The 16668-nt window shown below is 63.3% G+C and carries 11 protein-coding genes and 1 pseudogene; 7 read left to right on the forward strand and 5 right to left on the reverse strand.

What is annotated here, in order from left to right; genetic code table 11:
- Nucleotides 1-235: 235 nt before the first annotated feature.
- From AC5P7R_RS12555 to AC5P7R_RS12565, 3 genes are all read left to right on the forward strand, one after another.
- On the forward strand, nucleotides 236-3976 hold the full coding sequence (locus AC5P7R_RS12555; protein WP_495213923.1) for a phage tail protein: 3741 nt from the start codon (nucleotides 236-238) through the stop codon (nucleotides 3974-3976).
- Nucleotides 3977-3982: 6 nt separating this feature from the next.
- On the forward strand, nucleotides 3983-8338 hold the full coding sequence (locus AC5P7R_RS12560; RefSeq protein WP_188239746.1) for a hypothetical protein: 4356 nt from the start codon (nucleotides 3983-3985) through the stop codon (nucleotides 8336-8338).
- Nucleotides 8339-8691: 353 nt separating this feature from the next.
- Complete coding sequence (locus AC5P7R_RS12565; protein WP_188239747.1) at nucleotides 8692-9375, forward strand: hypothetical protein; 684 nt, start codon at nucleotides 8692-8694, stop codon at nucleotides 9373-9375.
- A 51-nt stretch (nucleotides 9376-9426) separates the two neighbouring features.
- On the opposite strand, the pseudogene AC5P7R_RS12570 reads toward AC5P7R_RS12565, so the two are convergent.
- A pseudogene (locus AC5P7R_RS12570) lies at nucleotides 9427-10091 on the reverse strand (SOS response-associated peptidase).
- Between the two features lie 442 nt (nucleotides 10092-10533).
- Between AC5P7R_RS12570 and AC5P7R_RS12575 the strand changes: the two are divergent.
- Nucleotides 10534-10983 carry a BLUF domain-containing protein gene (locus tag AC5P7R_RS12575; RefSeq protein WP_188239748.1) on the forward strand — a complete coding sequence of 150 codons (450 nt, stop codon included), beginning with the start codon at nucleotides 10534-10536 and terminating at the stop codon, nucleotides 10981-10983.
- Here AC5P7R_RS12575 and AC5P7R_RS12580 read toward each other — a convergent pair.
- A complete protein-coding gene (locus AC5P7R_RS12580) occupies nucleotides 10980-11255 on the reverse strand; it encodes a hypothetical protein (RefSeq protein WP_188239749.1) in 276 nt (91 codons plus the stop codon). The two genes, AC5P7R_RS12575 and AC5P7R_RS12580, sit on opposite strands and share 4 nt — an antisense overlap.
- A gap of 471 nt (nucleotides 11256-11726) precedes the next feature.
- Here AC5P7R_RS12580 and AC5P7R_RS12585 point away from each other — a divergent pair, with 471 nt between their 5' ends.
- Both AC5P7R_RS12585 and AC5P7R_RS12590 read left to right on the forward strand, forming a co-directional pair.
- Nucleotides 11727-12230, forward strand: a complete 504-nt coding sequence (locus tag AC5P7R_RS12585; protein WP_495213924.1) for a hypothetical protein — start codon at nucleotides 11727-11729, stop codon at nucleotides 12228-12230.
- A gap of 70 nt (nucleotides 12231-12300) precedes the next feature.
- Complete coding sequence (locus AC5P7R_RS12590) at nucleotides 12301-12744, forward strand: RidA family protein (RefSeq protein ID WP_242015450.1); 444 nt, start codon at nucleotides 12301-12303, stop codon at nucleotides 12742-12744.
- A 277-nt stretch (nucleotides 12745-13021) separates the two neighbouring features.
- Here the strand turns inward: AC5P7R_RS12590 and AC5P7R_RS12595 are convergent, their stop codons facing one another.
- Entirely contained in the window at nucleotides 13022-13885 is an 864-nt protein-coding gene (locus tag AC5P7R_RS12595) for a hypothetical protein (protein ID WP_058982676.1), read from the reverse strand.
- Between the two features lie 628 nt (nucleotides 13886-14513).
- On the opposite strand from AC5P7R_RS12595, the gene AC5P7R_RS12600 reads away from it, so the two are divergent.
- Entirely contained in the window at nucleotides 14514-14978 is a 465-nt protein-coding gene (locus AC5P7R_RS12600) for a GNAT family N-acetyltransferase (protein ID WP_111099126.1), read from the forward strand.
- A gap of 107 nt (nucleotides 14979-15085) precedes the next feature.
- Here AC5P7R_RS12600 and AC5P7R_RS12605 read toward each other — a convergent pair whose 3' ends face one another.
- A complete protein-coding gene (locus AC5P7R_RS12605; RefSeq protein WP_021202849.1) occupies nucleotides 15086-15445 on the reverse strand; it encodes a response regulator in 360 nt (119 codons plus the stop codon).
- The gene (locus AC5P7R_RS12610; RefSeq protein WP_478436452.1) at nucleotides 15435-16598 is read right to left on the reverse strand and encodes a two-component system sensor histidine kinase NtrB; all 1164 of its coding nucleotides are present in this window, start codon (nucleotides 16596-16598) and stop codon (nucleotides 15435-15437) included. Before AC5P7R_RS12610 ends, AC5P7R_RS12605 begins: the two co-directional genes overlap by 11 nt.
- Nucleotides 16599-16668: the final 70 nt, after the last annotated feature.

The following is a 16668-nucleotide window of genomic DNA, read 5'->3' on the forward strand; positions in this document are numbered from 1 at the left end:
CGATGTACATCGTGTTAGCCGTTCTTGGCATCCTGGCTGCCATCGCGGGCCTGCTAATGCTCACCCAAGGGACTATGGGAGTAGGCGCGATTGCGTTCGGCGTTTTCCTGGTCGCGTTGGCTAGATTAGTTCAGGCAGAGCGCCATCACTCAAAGACTATGGGCGAATAGCCGATCAATCGGCGCCCAACCAAAAGCCCCGCCTCTTGCGGGGCTTTCTCGTTTCTGGAGCCGACATGTCCCTGTATACCCTCACCGTCGATCTGCTCATGAAGACGGGCTCCTTCGTAAAGGACGCCGGGAAAGCCGAGCGACAATTCTCGCAATCCATGGATCGGATGCAGGCTGTTGCAAGAAGGGCCGGAACCGCCATCGGCTTGGCAATATCGTCGGGCCTGACCAGTACGACTGCAGCAGCCGTCGCGTGGTCCCGCCAGGTTGCTGAACTGAGCGTGCAATATGATCGCCTTGCTGCTCTTTCAGGCACCAGTTCCGAGGCGTTCCAGCGAATGGCGGCTGGAGCGACCGTGGTGGGGATCAGCCATGAGAAGTTGGCGGATATCCTGAAGGACGTGCAGGACAAGATTGGTGACTACGTCCAGACGGGCGGTGGCGCCATGAAGGACTTCTTTGACAACATCGGCAAACGCACTGGCGTAACCGCCGAGCAGATGCGGAAGTTGTCCGGGCCTGACGCTCTGGGTCTGTACTTTAAAAGCCTAGAGCGGGCGAATCTGTCGCAAGCCGAGCTGACCTTCTACATGGAGGCCATTGCCAGTGACTCGTCGATGCTGATTCCGCTCCTGCGAAACAATAGCGCTGGATTTCGACAGTGGGCAGACGCTGCGGAAGCGGCGGGTGCGATCATCGACGGTAAAACCACGAAGGCTACGGATCGTCTGCGCGAGATGACCCAGCAGGCAGATCTCGCGATGATGGGATTGAAGGTCAGCGTGGCGGAAGAGCTGTTGCCGACGTTGAACAATCTGACTGAGTTCATGGCTTCACAGCAGACCCGGAACGCCTTCGCAACCGTTACAAAGTGGGCCGCAGAGTTAACGGGGCAGATGGCTGATGGCGCGGTCCAGATCGTGAATCTGATATCGCGGTATGCAGATCTTCAAGCGCTTGAAGGCGCGACGCCTAGCGCGCTGACCGGCGCTACCGAGGACGCTCTGAACGAACAAATGGCCGACTTGTTCGCACGGCGGCGCTTGCTCCTTGCGGTTGAAGCGCCATCACCGGAACGAGATAAGGAAGCCGATCGGTTGCTGGCAGAGCGACTGCGAATCCAGCGGGAGCTTACGCGCAGGTATGGACCGCAGGTCACGGTTCTTGAGAACGGGCAGAGGATGCCTGACTCTGCTCTAAAGCCAGACGCCGTCGGCTACCGACCCACCGGAAACATCGACAAAGGGGCACGAGATAAGACTGACGCGGATGCCAAGCGCCGTGCAGCGGAGGTCGCCAGATACCATCGTCAGGCGCAAGAAGCGGCTGGGGCGATGGAGGGCCCTTTGGCCGAGGCCATGGGTAAGCACCTTGGCAACATGTCCGAGTACAACAGCCTGCTCGCGGAGGGGAATATCGCGCAAGCCGATGCCAATGTGCTGATGGCTCAGAGCGCCCTGGAATACTCCAAGGTTGCGGCCGAAGTGAACAAGGCCCTGGCCGGCCCCGAGGCACTCCTTGCGACGATGGATGCCGAGGTCGCCATGCTCGGCAAGGTCGGTCGTGCGCGCGAGCTGTCGCGGCGCGAAATGATGAACGAGCGGGACATGCGGCAGGAGCTGCAGAAGGCGGTGGAGGCCGCTGGCGGCAAGGAGGCGCTGGCGCTATCCAAGGGGGCGGCGAGCTACGAGCAGTACGAGCAGTCCATGCTGGCCGCGGCGCGGGCATCGGCAGACCTGTCCATGCGCGCTGAGGAGGCAGCGGCCAACGTCGAGGCATGGGCCGCGATCGTGGTGGGCGGGGTGAGCGATGCGGCCGATGCCATGGCCGACTTTGTTGCCGGGGGCATGCGCGACTTCGACAACCTGTGGGACGACCTGAAGGATGCCGCCAAGCGCGGGCTGCGTGACCTGGCGCGTGAGTTCCTGCAGCAGAAGATCGTGATCCCGATTCAGACGCAGATCCTCAACGGGATGAACGGGCAGGGTGGTGGCTTGAACCTGCAGAGTCTGATGGGGTTGTTCGGCGGCAATGGCTCTGCGGCCGGCGGCCAGAACGTGAGCACGGTGGCCGGGCTGCTTTCCAAGGGCCAGGGCCTGTTCGGGTTCGGCCGTTCCGCCGGGGCCGCAGCGGGAACCCTGACAGGCTTCGGCGACGTGACCAGCATGGCCGGGATGACCGGTTCCAGCTTTTCCGGGTTGATCGGTGGTGGCAGTGCAGGAGCCGGCGGGGGGGCGGCGGGTGCAGGCGCTGCTGGCTCGGCAGCGGCGGCGGTTCCCATCATCGGCTGGATTGTCGCCGGCATGATGAAGAACGCCCAGTTGTTCGACCAGGGCTGGAACATCGCCAATGGGGAGAGCTGGGCCGGCAAGATCGCCACCGCCGGGGCTGTCGGCTTGGCCGACAAGGGGTTCCGTGCCCTGGGCTTCAACGACAAGGTCGCGTCGATCCTGTCTGGCTCCAGCATCCACGCCAAGCTGTTCGGTCGACAGGCGCCCAAGGTCACAGGCCAAGGCATCACCGGCAGCTATGGTTTCGGTGGGTTCGACGGCCAGAGCTATGCGGATATCAAGGCCAAGGGCGGCCTGTTCCGCAGCGACAAGAAGTGGACGCAGTTCGGCGCGCTGGATCCTGGCATCGATCGCACGTTCGATATGGCGGCGCGGCAGGTGCGTGGTGCTGCGACCGATCTGGCCAAGCAGTTGGGTGTGGACCTGACCCAGAAGCTCGGCAGCGTGCGGGTAGACCTGGGCAAGCTCCAGTTGTCGGCGGACTCGACCGAGGCCAAGGCGCAGCTGGAGGCTTACCTCAGCGACATGACCAATCGGTTGTATACCGAGGCGGTCAAGGCGGCGGGGTTCGGTGGCCAGCTCGACGGCTACTTCGAGTCGGCGGACGTGTTCACCGCACTCAGTGCGTCGATCGCGCTGGCCGTGGGCAATGCCGATGAGCTGGGCCGAGCACTCAACGGGCTGGAAGTCGACAAGGTCAACAAGGCGGTCGACTACTTCCAGGACCTGGCCGGCGTCGCCGGCACGGACTTGGCCACCCAGGTGCAGAAGGTGACCGGGCTGCTCGGCAACTACGCCAGCCTCATGGCCGACGTGAGCACCCAGCTGATGACGGCCAACCTGACGCAGTACCAGTCGCAGGCGCTGTCGATCGAACGCACTTACCGCCAGCAGGTGAAGTCGGCCAACGACTACGCCAAGGCGCTCGGCTTGTCCGGCGCCCGCGCGGAGGACCTGGCCAAGATCGAGGCGCTGCGTGCCACCAACATGGGCAAGCTGCAGGCGCAGATCGACAAGGACAAGAAGGCCACGCAGTACGGCCTGTCGATCAGTGACCTGTCGCCGCTGGCGGACCAGGAGAAGCTGGGCGAAGCGATGAAGGAGCTGGAGCGGGCGGTGTCCGGTGGCGACACCAGCGCCGCGCAGGCGGCCGCTCAGGCCGCACTGGGCTTTGGTCGGAACCTGTACGCCAGCGGGCAGGACTACAACAGCCTGTACGGCCGCGTGACCGGCCTGATTGATGGCATGAAGGTCGGGGACCTGAACCAGCAGGACGGCACCAGCATGGGGGCGCTGGCCGACGCCATCGAGGCGCTGCCGGACAACTTCAGCCGGGCCGTGTTCGACCTGGTCGTGAACAACGACGCTCAGACGCAAACCACCGCCGCCGTACAGCAGAGCAACGCTCTGCTCGCCGAGCAGAACCAGCTGCTCCGCCAGCTCGTGTCTACCACTACCCAAGGCGTACGCAACGCCAGCAGTTCAGCGCTGCGCGAAGCACTCAACGCGAGGTAATCAGCAATGCAAGCAAGGAAACTCACGCTGGTGGAAATCGGCGTGGGCGGGCTGCCGTCCGCGTCTCCGGTGGCACCGCGCTATTCCACGTGGTTCCCGGTGCCCTTCAAGGCGCCGGACGTGCCGCCGGCGAACGGGGTCAGCCCCACGCCGGTGGCCGATGGCGTCGTGCTCGAATGGGACGCGGTGGATCTGGAGGGCGTGATCTACGTCATCTCGCGCAGCGAGAGCCAGGACGGCCCTTGGACGGAGATCCACCGCACCACCGAGACGCGGTACGTCTACAGCGACGGCAGCGGCAAGACCTGGTGGTTCCAGATCACCCCGACCGTACGCGGCAAGACCGGCACCGGAACCGTGGTGGGCGTTGTTCCGCCCACCACCTCCAAGGACCTGGCCGAGCAGCAGGCCAAGCTGGCGGCGGAGATCAGTGCCCGCATCCAAGCGATCGCAGACGAAGCGGCTGCTCGCGCCGCCGGCCTGGCGCAGGCCGCACAGGACTTGGTCGCCGAGGCGCTGCTGCGGCAGCAGGGCGTGACCGAAGCCATGCAGGCGATCAGCGCCGAGGCCCAGGCACGGATCGATGCGCTGTTGAACGAGAAGATGGCGCGCGAGGCAGCGATCAGCCGCGAGGAGCGGCTGCGGCAGAGCGCCGATGAATCGCTGGCGCGCGCGGTGTCGGAGGTTGCGGCCGGCAGCGGGACGCAGTTCGACAGCATCAAGCTCTGGCCGTTCAATCAGACCATTGAAGGGTGGACGGGCAACGGTGCGCCAACCCTCGTGGATGGCTGGCTGCGGCCCGCCAACCACGCCACCGCGCCCTGGGTGCAGTCGCCGGTGGCCTTGGCCGTAGACGGCAGCGCATACCGCTTCGTGAAGTTGCGCGTAAAGCGCGTGGGCTCGCCGACGTGGAACGGATTCCTCCAGTGGATCACCACCACGGACCAAGCATGGAACACGCAGAAGCGTGTCGCTATCCCGGACCCGGCGTGGGACGTGAACGGCGTGGCCACCGTCGACGTGCAGGACATTGCGTGGTGGCCGGCCACGGTGGACGCGATCCGCCTGCAGATGGGGGCGGCGCAGACCGTCGCCAACTACTACCTGATCGACTACATCGCCGTCGGTCGTCCGCAGCCCGGCGCGTCGGTGGCGTTGGTACAGGAAGAAACCCAGGCGCGTATCACCGCAGATGCCGCTGAAGCTCTCCAGCGCAACACGCTGGCCGTTCAGATGCGTGGCAACTACACCGGAACGGATCCGCTGCAGCTGACTGCAGGGCTGGCCTACGAGGAGCTGAAGGCCCGTGTGGCTGCGGACTCGGCGCAGGTGCAGCGCATTAGCACGATGGAGGCCCGCATGCCGGCCGGTGCCGGTTCGCTGGCAACTGCTGCATCGGTTACGGCGCTGCAGGAGGCGACCGCCACCACCACGAGCGCGCTGGCTCAGTCGATCACGACGATCAACGCCGCATTGCCGGCGATGATTACGCAGGGCAGCAACATGGTCCTGAATGGCTCGTGGCAGTCAGGCAAGGACGTTGGTTGGACCTACGACCCGGGCGCAACCGGCACCAGCTGGCCGGCCACGGAGGGGCGTGCCGGTGGCATGTGTGTGCGCTTTGATCCGGGGGCCATCCGGCAGAAGGTTGCGTATGCCAATGGTCGCACCGCGATGCCGACGAGCCCCGGCAAGAAGTATCGCTATAGCTGCTGGTATCGCAGTACCCCGGACTTCAATGGCACACCGGGCAACAGCAAGATGCGACTGTCGAATCAGGGCGGTGAGCTGCTCGCGGGGGGAACGTTCTTCGTCGCGGACAAAGCTGCCTGGACCTACCTCAGTGCGGTGTACGCGATCCCGGACAACACGTCGATCACCGGGCTGCAGCTGGGCATCTATGCCGACAACACTGCCGGCACGTTGTGGGTTGACGATGTTGTGTTGGAGGAGGTGACCGAGCTGCTGGCGAATGCTCAGGCAATCTCGGACCTCAGCACGAAGGTGACGCAGCAGGGCGACACGATCACCTCCCAGGCAGGGCAGCTGACTTCGCTTCGCAGCGACCTGACCAACGTCTCCGGCAAGACGGACGCCAACGCATCGGCGTTGCAGACCCTGACCACCCGCGTGACTACCGCTGAGGGCAAGATCGATTCGACCTCGACAAGTGTCACCAAGCTGCAGAGTGACCTGTCTACGTCGATCCTCAGCGGCGCTAACCTGATTCAGGACGGGAGCTTTGAGACGCGTAAGGCGGGTGACGCCTATGGGATAGGGCGCATCACGGACACGTTCGCGCGTTCCGGGACGAAGGCTCTAAGCCTGACCGCCACGGGGGCGATCCGCGACGTGTCCCTGATCGAGTTCCGTACGAACGGCAGCCGCGTGTTCTACGCGGAAGTCTGGGTCCGCAACGATCCCGCGAACCCACTGACCACCGGATCGGGTGACGGCACTGTCGGGCTGCAGGCCACCGTGCGCCGCAACAATGGCACGGTGGCCTATCCGAACGTCCAGGTGATTCCTGCAAAAAACGTGGGGTCGGAATGGACCAAACTATCCGGGTACGTGCCCGTGGGGGACGACGTTTGGAGCTTCATCGTCCGTGCCACAATCCGCGGCGGGGTGACCAGCGGCGACGTGATCTACGACGACGCGTTCGTCACCGATGTAACCGACGCGTACACCGCCCAGCAGGGGGTCAACGCCACTGCAGATGCCGTGACCGGCCTGGCCACCCGTGTTACGGGCGCAGAGAACAAGGCTGCGGCGCAGGCCGAGCAGCTGACCGTCCTGTCCAGCACGCTCAATGCATCCTTCAACCGAGGCGAGAACCTCAACGTCAACGCGATGTTCGACGGTGACATGGCGCCGTTCGTCAAGGGGAACAGCAATCAGCAGAACGGTGATGTTACCTGGGTCCCTGGTGGCGGCCAGCAGGGCAGCGCAATTCAGATGGTGCACAAGGCAGGTGCAGCCGGTTCGCCGTTCGTTTACGCCAACGGCGGTCGCTGGGTTCCACTGAAGACGGGGCGCACCGGTCGCAAGCTGCGCACGGTGATCGTCGCCAAGGTCGTGTCCGGTGGTGCAACGCTGACCGCGCGCTGCCGGGCTCGGGATACCACAGGCGAGGGCAACAACGACCAGACCACACCGAACCTCACGAGTTCCTGGCAGCGTTTTGTGCTGGAGCACCCAGTGGGCGACGCCCGCACTGAGGTAATGAGTCAGGTGTGGATCACCAATCGCGGATCCGGCGATGCGACGGTGCTTATCGATCGCATCGAGTTCTACGACGTGACCGACGAGCTGCTGATCAGCGCCAACGCATCAGCAACGGCAGGGCTGATCACGGCGGTGAACCAGCAGGGCAGCAAGCTGGACGCAACTGCGCAGGACTTGGTGAGCCTGAAAACGCAGGTAGGCAACGTCAACGCTACCGCGTTCAATCAGATGCAGAGCACGGTGCAACAGCACGAAGGCAAGATTAACGCTAACGCTTCGGCTATCCAGAGCGTGCAGGCGGGTCTCAGCGGGAAGGCTGATGCCACGGTTGTGCAGGACATGCAGGCGACCGTGCGCAATTTGGGTGGTCAGAGTAACCTGATTCCTAACAGCACCTTCCCGGGGTGGAGTCCTTCCGGCTGGACATGGCTGTCCAACGGCTACCACTGGCATGCTCTTGGTAATCCGACCGGTGGCAGCGATTGGAATCCACCGGGTGTCTTCGGGCTGGGATCCGTCAGTGGCGAGACTATTCCCAATAACGCAGGCGATTACTTCGCCACCAACACAGACATAGCAGTGGAGGCAGGAAAGACCTACTGCGTATCGGCATACGTAGCTTGCCATCGCTCGAAAGTTTACCTATACGCGGAGTTCTTCAATCAGGCTGGGGATATCATCGCCCAAATTGGTTGCCCGGAAGTAGTAAGCCACCAACCGAGCCCGGTTACCTTGGATAGCCTGCGTCGAGTGTTCGGTATCGCCAAGGCCCCTCCCGGGGCTGTCAAAGTTCGCGTAGTCGGCCTCGTGCGAGGCACTGGGGAAGCAAACCCGTATTGGTGGATTTTCCGACCGATGCTTTCTCAGGTTGAAGAGGGTGCCACGCAGCCGCCCCCGTGGTCTTCCGGTGGAATGGAATCGAGTACCGAGTGGTCGGTGAACATGCGGGCGGACGGGTATATCGCGGGCGTTAAGTTGGGTATCCGCAATCAGACTAGCGAGTTCAATATCCTCGCCGACACGTTCCGCGTGTCCTCGCCCTCGGGCGGCCAGCGGACGGAGTTCAGCGACGGTCATTGGCGTTGCTTCTACCCGAACGGGCAGCTCGCCACACGTGTGGGTTATTGGCCGTAGCAGGCCGGCGGGAGGCATATGCCCTCCCGCCAATCAACAGAGGAGCAGACGCATGCCCGCAGGCATCCAGACCTTCAACCCTGACGGGTCGTTGGAGATTGATTACACGACCCGCTTGGGGTTGTTCATTGGCACGGTTCAGACCGACGCTGTGCACGGTAATTCGACTTGGGTGGGACCACTGCCCCCTGGGGATTTCCTCTTCTATGTGGTGCCTCCGCCGGCACAGCCTGGTCGCACGCCAACCGTCTGGTACTCGGATGGCCGGGTCTACTGGGGAACGGATGTGGATGCCAACGGGCAACCAGTCTTCTCCCTGGTCCCGGCAACTGTGCTGTACGGAGTGCACTGATATGCCAGCAGGCTTTGAGGCGTACACCCCATCTGGAACAGTGCAGGTCCGCAGCGACCTGCTCAACTTCCACCTGCGCCACAAGTTCGATATCAACGAGGCGGGCGCCGTTGCCTACCAGGTGTCGGGAATCGTAGTAACCCGGTACGTCACGCGTGACTTTCAGGCCAAGAGCCCGGTGGTTGCCGTCACGGGTCCGAACAACAACTTCGGGCTCAGCGTGATTCTGACCAATCTCGGCGGCAACAACTGGCGCGTGTCAGCCTACACAGGTTCATCGTTTGTGTTCGGCACGGTGTGGGTATACGACTCGGTTGTGACTGGAACGCCGGGCAAGACCGGCATCGAGGTGTACCGAGAGCACACCGGCGAGCTGGCTTTTGCTTCTTGGGCAAAGCCCCTTCGGATCGTAGGCGTGACAACTGCCCCGTTCGGGGCGGCAGAGGGCGCCTACATGCAGGTCCCGGCTGGTCGGCGCTACGCTGTGATCTCGTCTCGTTCGTGTCAGCGGATTGAGCGTGGCGTGGGCTTCCGCTTGACCGGGCCGCAGGGCGATGGAACGGGCGCAGCGGGGTCGGGACGCTTTTACTATGCCGGGGCGACTGCCCTGATCCCGCAGTCCGACAACGCCACACAGTTCAGTGCATCCGGCCACTTCGTGCTGATCGACGTGACCGGCCATTGAACTTCGTACAGGCAGCGAACAGCCGGAGGTTCTGTCGTGCTTCGGTCAAGGCTATGCCACGGGTTGTAGTAGATCCTCGCGGTTGTTCCGCGGCGTGTTCACCGCCCGGGTCACCCGATAGGCTTCCATCGCCGGCGGCTCGCTGGCCAGCAGCATCGCCATCGCATCGTCCGGACTAGCGGCCATCCACTCATCGATCTGGCCGGCATGCAGCCACACCGGCATGCGGTCGTGAATGTCGGCCGAGACGCCACTGCTGTCGCCGGTGATGACGGTGAAGGTGCCCAGGTTGCCCTCGGGCAGCAGGGGGCTGGCGTCCTCCCACAGGCCAGCGGCCAGCAGCGGCCCGGTAGCATGGATGAACCAGGGATCCTTCTTCTCGTCGATCGGGCTCACCGACCACTCGTAGTAGCCGGCCATGGGGATAACGCAGCGGCGCTTCTTGAAGGCCGACCGGAACGCCGGCTTGGTGGCCACCGTCTCGATTCGGGCGTTGATGGTCGAGCCCTGCAGGCCCTTGGCCTTGGCCCAAAACGGTAGCAGCCCCCATGCCAAGCGGGTGACCTGCCGGCCTTCGCCCCGGTCCAGGATTACCGAGGCGCGCTGTGTCGGCGCGAGGTTGTAGCTGGGCTGGATCTCGGCCAGGCCGGGGCAAGGTCAGCCAGCCCCGGCTGGCCGAAGTCGACAACGGGCAGCTGGACGAATCGGCCGCACATGGCAAGTCAGGCCGGCATCGCTTGGGGTAGCGTGTGCCCCAGCACGTGGTCGCACTCAACCAGGCGAGCATTGCTGACGGCTTGACGCTCGCCGCATCCGGCGCACGCGAGTAGCGTGCCGCCTGGCATGGTCTCCAGCTGCGGCGCCTTGGCATGAGTGATGTGCTTGCAGTGGTTGCAACGGACGCTGATTGCGCTGACGCAGTGGAGGTTGCCATCGCGGTCGCGTACTGCATCAAGATCGAGAACGTAGAAAAGGCCTGTATCTGGCATTGCTAGCTACCGGAAATTTTGCGCATGCTGCCCTTTGTGACGCATGCATCTTGTGACGGAGGTCCGAATTCAGCAACACCCGAACCTGACGCGTTCAGGACAATTCGAGCACCTCACGCTCACATGAGCCCGCTGCTGCTACCGTGGTCCTTCATCAAGGAGGTGCGCAATGCCCATCAGGGCGGTTGTATACGTGAGCAGTGCCGGCGAGGAGATCGCCGGCGACAAGCTGGGCCTGTCCAACGGAAAGCTGGATCAGATTGTGGACGACGCGGCTCGGTTCAACCGTAATGCTGGGGTTACGGGGGTGCTCCTCTTCGATGGCGAACGCTTCCTCCAGTACCTGGAGGGGCCGGAAGACGGATTAGCGGTGGCGTACTCCCGCGTGCTGGGTGCGAGCAGCCACAACGGCATCGTGGAGCTGCAGCGGGGCCGGGTGGGACAACGCCGGCTGCCGTTCTGGCCAATGAAGTGGCTTCCAGTCGAGCCAGAGGAGCTTAAGCGCGTGGCCCATGCGGACTGGACCAGGTTCAATCAGCGCGGCGACGCCCTGGCATCCTACGCGACGGCGATGGATCTCTTGGTTGCGTTAGTCGAGCCCTACGCGATCGCAGCCTAGCGCGTGCTGTTTGGCTCGCCGATTTGCTCGGTTAGCACTGTAAGGGCCTGTTGGAAGGCGGCGGCGAATAGCTCGCCGCCATCGTCTCGGTGCTTCGCCGCGATATTGGGCAGCAGCTGAAGCCAGGCATCGGAGAGCTGCTCACGCGCTGGATGGCTGAATACCGCCATGCGCAGGCCGTACTCCAACGCTTTGATGTAGGCACGGTGCACTTCTATTGCGGCTTCGCAGCAATGGAGTCGGTCGAGCAACTCCGGTGTTCGATCATTCATTTTGGATCCTCAGTATCAAGTGGTTCGTCGGGCTCTGGATCAAAGAGTGCCAGCAGGCGTTCACGACGTCGCTGCTCAAGCCAGTGATGCCAGATCTCCATTTCGTCCATCAATCCTGTAGCTCCGCAAGCAGGGCACGTAAGCGTGGTTCCCGTTGGGTCCATTTGAAAGCCTGCACCCTCAGTCATCGACGACCTGAGTCCACAGTTTTTGCAGGTTGATCGCACCTGTTCCAATCGGATGATTGCCCCATTGGGCGCAAGCAGAGGCAGGATCGAGTGGACCCTGAAGGCATTGGGAGGGTGCATGGCCGTGCCGCTTGAGGGCTGGACACGGGAGCAAAGGATTCTGCGCCGGAGAAGAGCCGTGAGACCTTACTGTGCACGCCCTGAAGTGAACGCTTCATCACAGCGGGCTGAGCGGTGGTGTGCCTTCGCAGGATCTGCGACGGCCGGTCGTATCCTTCCGGCCATGTATTCCTCCCACGGCTTCCGCACCGCCCCGATTCCCTCTGGCTGGGTCCAGACCGGTGAGCGCTGGGCGCTCTGGTACAACGGCCGCGAGACGGCCAGCGTCACGCCCGACGGCGGCCCTGGGGTCCGGCTATGGATGGAAGGCCAGAAGATGTGGCAGGTGAAGGAAGTGCGCGCCGCCAACGTCCGGCAGGCGAAGCGCTACGCCGAGCGCTGGTGTGCGGCCAGGCTGTATCCCGAGCTGCCGCTGCGTGAGGCCGTCGCACGGCTGACCGACAGCACCCCGATCCAACCCGAGCCGCAATTGCCCGGCCTGCCGCCGACTCGTGAGCAGCAGCAACAGGCCCGGCGCCTAGCCGAGGCCGGGCGGTTGGAACTGGCGCGGATCAAGGAAGCGCTGGAACCGCGCCGACCGCCGAAGGAGACCAAGCCCAGGGCGAGGGATCCGATGAAGGCGTGGGTCAAGGCAGGTAGAGAGCAGCTGTCCCGCGCTCGAATCTGATCCCCCGTTCAGGGGAGGCGGTCGACTCAAACTGCTTGCCACACTTGCCCTTTCACCAGAGAGAGCAATGATGAACGCTACCAATCGAAAGACCGCCAGCTTCGGAGTGCCGTGGGAATCGGCCTACGGGTACGTACAGGCCGTCCGCGTCAACAACACGATCTTCGTGTCCGGCCAGCTCTCGCACACGCCGCAGGGAGAGCTGGTTGCACCGGCGGAGCTGGGGGCTGACGGCAAGCCCGCGAACTTCGACACCATGGAAGCCCAGATGAGGCGGACTTACGAGAACGCCCAGGTGCTGCTGGCAGAGCTGGGAGGGTCGCTCGCAGATGTGGTCGAGGAAACGCTGTTCGTCATCGACGTTCCGGCGGCCTTCGCGGCAAGTGGCAAGGTTCGGCCGGCCGTGTATGGCCAGCCGGTGCCGCAGGTGGCCAGCAACCTGATTGGAGTCTCGGCGCTGGCTTTCGCCGAGCAGCTGATCGAGATTGCCTTCCGGGCAGAAGTGCAGAGCTGAGGGCACGGGCAGGCTCAGCCCTGCCATGCGGTTACGCTCGGAAGAATTCCTTTAAGGCCTGGAGGGCAGAGCAGCGGCGCTGCGGCGCTTGAGCGCTCCAGAAAACTCCGGCATGGCTCCTTGCGACACAAGGGCTACGGCATGTCTGCTCCAGAAATCAGTTCAATGCAAGTCTTTGATTCGGTTCCAGAGTCAGGCAGACTTCTAAGCCTGCGCCCTCTTGCAGATAAAAAAATGCCCCCGCAGTTGCGGAGGCATTTTTGTTTAGGCTTCCAGCTCAATTGGTCGTTGAGCACTGCGTTTCTTCGCGGGACTCCTGGCCTTCGGTGCTCTTGATGATCGAAGTACAGACCACACCTGTCTGACCGCCCACGTTTCCAACTGAGCCTACGAACACAACCCCCAAATTTCCTACGTGCTGAACGAAGCTAGTAAAGTCGTTTGGGTTGTTGAACGTGTATTCCCTGTAGCTGTTAGACCCACCTGTCACTTCAGTTTTCGTGGACGGAATGACGTTGCCGCTAGAGTCGCGAGTCTCGTTCTTCAGGCGTTCCCACTTCTTCGCAACGGGATCAAACACTAGTGTCGCGTAAGAGTTATCGCTCGCCACTAGCCTGATTGATATGTCGATCTTCGAAAAATCGAGAAGGCTGAACTTCAATGCCGACAGAAAATCCAACAGCGTCTGACCGTGAGCTTGTGGAGTGGTTCGCGCGTATTCCGAAAGTGCGAAGTCGGCCGATGGGTTGTTCACTACGTCGTACATCGAGCCTGGCAGCCCACTGGCCATTGCGATGATTTGCCCATTGACCACAAGCGCTACAGAAAAGTACTGCAGCTCAGTGGCCGGTACTGGGACCTCGGTAGCCGTCCCGTAGCTCGTGCCGTCAGGTATCTGATCCGGGATATCGCCCCCGCCAGCATCCACGGTCACGATGAACTTCTTCATGAAGTTGTCGGTCTGGTTGATGACGTACACCTCGTCGTAGGTGTACCCGTTTTGAGCGGCCTGCATGATGGCCCACTCCTGCATTTCCGGCCCGGAGCATCCGTCGCATCGCAGGGTGGTGGCTTGCGCTTCCGTTCCAAAGGCGCCGGCGGCGAGTAAACCCATAGCCGCTATGATCTTCGCAATCTTCATTCACTGCTCTCCCTAGTCTGTCTCCGCCAACTCCTAGCAGCCGGATGGCTGGGCGGATGGTGAATGTTTCATGAACTGTACATGTTGTCAAAGGCGCATGTCCGCGGAGGAAGAGTTGCTGGATCTCGCGCATCGGCTATGTACTTCCGCTCCTCGAATCAGCGCTGCGTGGGTGCTGGTCCTGGCCAATTCGGCACAGTGTTGGCACAGGCCATTCTGGAAGCATTGGTACATTTGGACTCGTCGCCCCCCTCCTAAGGGGAAGGTCGCCCGTTCGAATCGGGCCGGGGTCACCATCTGCTACAGCCGCATGGCAACCGCTCGCCGGACGGCAGCGGCAGGCAGTCCTCCCCAGACAGCCCAGCGCCGCCGCCGCGCAGGCCATGACGCGAATCCACGTGGGCGTGGCTGCCGGTCACGCGCCCGATCAGTCGCGAAAACACCCGCTTCAGAGGGCGGGGCAACGGGAAACGCGCCGAGGCCTTTGAACACGCGAAACCGGGCTGGGCTGGGTGCGGCGGCACACGGGGCGTGATGGAGGCGCGTCTGGAATCTATTGCCCTATGGCAGATCCCAAATGCGGCCGCGCAGCGTGTAGGCCTGGCGCAGATGACGCACCATGAACGCCATGAGCCCCCAGCTTCGCCCCGTCCAGCCGTCGCACTACGCCATCGTGGCCAACTGGCCTGAATCAGCCGAGGCGACCCGGCGCTGGGCAGGCCCCGGTGTGCCGTTTCCCCTGCTGCCTGAACGGTTCGCGCAGGTGCTCGAACTCGGGTCGCGCCCAGGCTGGGCGCTGCTGGACGAGCAGGGTACCTGCGTTGGATTCGGCCAATACTGGATGACTGACGCCCGCACCGCACATCTGGGCCGCATCATCGTTTCCCCGCTGGCACGCGGGCGCGGCCTTGGCCGGCTGCTCATGCAGGCATTGAGTGCACAGGCCCTGGGCCAAGCGGATGTGCAGCAGCTCACCCTGCGCGTCTATCGTGACAACACGGCTGCCGTGGCGCTGTACCGGGACCTCGGTTTCCAGCAGGTTGAAGCGTTCTCGACCCCCGACCTTCTGTTCATGCAGCGCACCTCGGGCTGAACGCTGCTCCGGCGTGGCGGCCTTCAGGGCACACCATTGCCCGCAGGAAAATTGCAAGCCGTTGGGGCGTCAGGGATGAGGGCCGTCGAGCGCTTGACCGGCCTTCCTCAATCCTGCTTCAGCAGCTCCACCAGCTGGCGCAAACGATACGGCTTGGGCAGGAATTCCACCTGATCGGGCAGTGGCGGCAGCTGCGAGCGCGCGTATCCGGATGAGAGGATCATCCGCGCCTGCGGCTGTTCGCGCGCCACATGCTCGCTCAGCTCGATACCGGACATGCCGTTGGGCATGCTGACATCGCTGAACACCACGTCGAAACGTGCGTCGCCTTTCAGCAACGCGGCAGCTTCATGGCCGTCGGCGGTGGTGGATACCTCGATGCCGAAATCGCGCAGGGCCATGCCGATCATCTCGCGCAGATCGTTCTGGTCCTCCACCATCAGTACGCGGATCGGTTCATCGGTCATCGGTTGCATCCTCTGTTGCGGGGAGTAGCAGGCTGACCGTGGTGCCGACACCGGGGGTGGTGGACACATCGACGAAGCCGCCGCTCTGGGTAGTGAATCCGAACACCTGGCTCAGGCCCAGGCCGCTGCCCTTGCCGATGTCCTTGGTGGTGAAGAAGGGCTCGCTGGCCCGCTCGGCGATGTCGGCGGCCATGCCGTGGCCTTCGTCGCAGACGCTGAGGGTGACATAGCCGCGTTGCAGCGTGGTGTCCGCATCCGGGTCGAGGCGATGTTCCAGTGCGGTGCCGATCAGGATGCGGCCGCCATCGGCGGTGGCCTCCACGGCATTGGCCACCAGGTTTGCCAGGGCGGTCTGCAATTGCATCGCATCGGTGCTCACCTGCGGCAGGCCGGGGGTGAGATGGGCATCCAGCGTCACCGTAGGCGGGCAGGCGCGTTGCAGGTCCGGCAGCCACTGCCGCACCAGCGTATTGACGTCCACCGGTTCGCGGATCAGGGTCTGACCGGTGCTGAAGGCCAGCAGCTGGCGGGTCAGCAGCGCGCCACGGTCAGTGGCCGCCTGCGCGGCATCCAGCAGCTCGGCGGCGCGTGCATCGTCACCGCTGACGCGCAGCGACAGCAGGTCCAGCGCGTTGCCGATGGTGGTCAGCAGGTTGTTGAACTCGTGCGACAGGCCGCGGCTGAGCCGGCCGACCGTTTCGAACTGCTGGGTATTGCGCAGCGCACGCTGGGCATCACGCAGCAGCCGTTGCGCCTGCCACTGCTCGGTGATGTCACGGGTGATCTTGACGAAGCCGAGCAGTTCGCCCGCTTCGACGACCGGCTCGATGACCACGCTGGCGCGGAACGACGAGCCGTCACGGCGTACCCGCCAGCCCTCGCTGGCGACATGCCCTTGTTGCGCTGCGACGCGGAGCAGGCGCTGTGGTTCGCCAGCCTCGCGGTCGCTGGCCAGGTAGAAGCGGCTGAAGTGGGTTCCCACCACTTCGTCGGCTGAATAGCCTTTGATGCGTTCGGCGCCGGGGTTCCAGCTGCAGACGATGCCTTCAGGATCAAGCAGGTACAGCGCATGGTCGCGCACGCTGTCGATCAGCAGTCGCAGTTGTCGGGAAGGGTCCGTCAGCACGGACGTCGTAGAGGCAGCTGCGTCCACGTGTAAATAAGTGTTACCCCTGTGAGGGACGTGAAGCTAGGCAGTCAAGTGTGAAGGATGCGTGCACACC

The sequence above is a fragment of the Stenotrophomonas sp. YJH_SMC_27 genome (assembly GCF_059369815.1).

Excerpts from the sequence above, each read along its gene's own strand:
- AC5P7R_RS12575 (WP_188239748.1), top strand. The coding sequence starts at position 10,534 with ATGCCCATCAGGGCGGTTGTATACGTGAGCAGTGCCGGCGAGGAGATC.
- AC5P7R_RS12605 (WP_021202849.1), bottom strand. The coding sequence starts at position 15,445 with ATGACCGATGAACCGATCCGCGTACTGATGGTGGAGGACCAGAACGAT.
- AC5P7R_RS12585 (WP_495213924.1), top strand. The coding sequence starts at position 11,727 with ATGTATTCCTCCCACGGCTTCCGCACCGCCCCGATTCCCTCTGGCTGG.
- AC5P7R_RS12555 (WP_495213923.1), top strand. The coding sequence starts at position 236 with ATGTCCCTGTATACCCTCACCGTCGATCTGCTCATGAAGACGGGCTCC.
- AC5P7R_RS12565 (WP_188239747.1), top strand. The coding sequence starts at position 8,692 with ATGCCAGCAGGCTTTGAGGCGTACACCCCATCTGGAACAGTGCAGGTC.
- AC5P7R_RS12595 (WP_058982676.1), bottom strand. The coding sequence starts at position 13,885 with ATGAAGATTGCGAAGATCATAGCGGCTATGGGTTTACTCGCCGCCGGC.
- AC5P7R_RS12590 (WP_242015450.1), top strand. The coding sequence starts at position 12,301 with ATGAACGCTACCAATCGAAAGACCGCCAGCTTCGGAGTGCCGTGGGAA.
- AC5P7R_RS12600 (WP_111099126.1), top strand. The coding sequence starts at position 14,514 with ATGAGCCCCCAGCTTCGCCCCGTCCAGCCGTCGCACTACGCCATCGTG.
- AC5P7R_RS12560 (WP_188239746.1), top strand. The coding sequence starts at position 3,983 with ATGCAAGCAAGGAAACTCACGCTGGTGGAAATCGGCGTGGGCGGGCTG.
- AC5P7R_RS12580 (WP_188239749.1), bottom strand. The coding sequence starts at position 11,255 with ATGAATGATCGAACACCGGAGTTGCTCGACCGACTCCATTGCTGCGAA.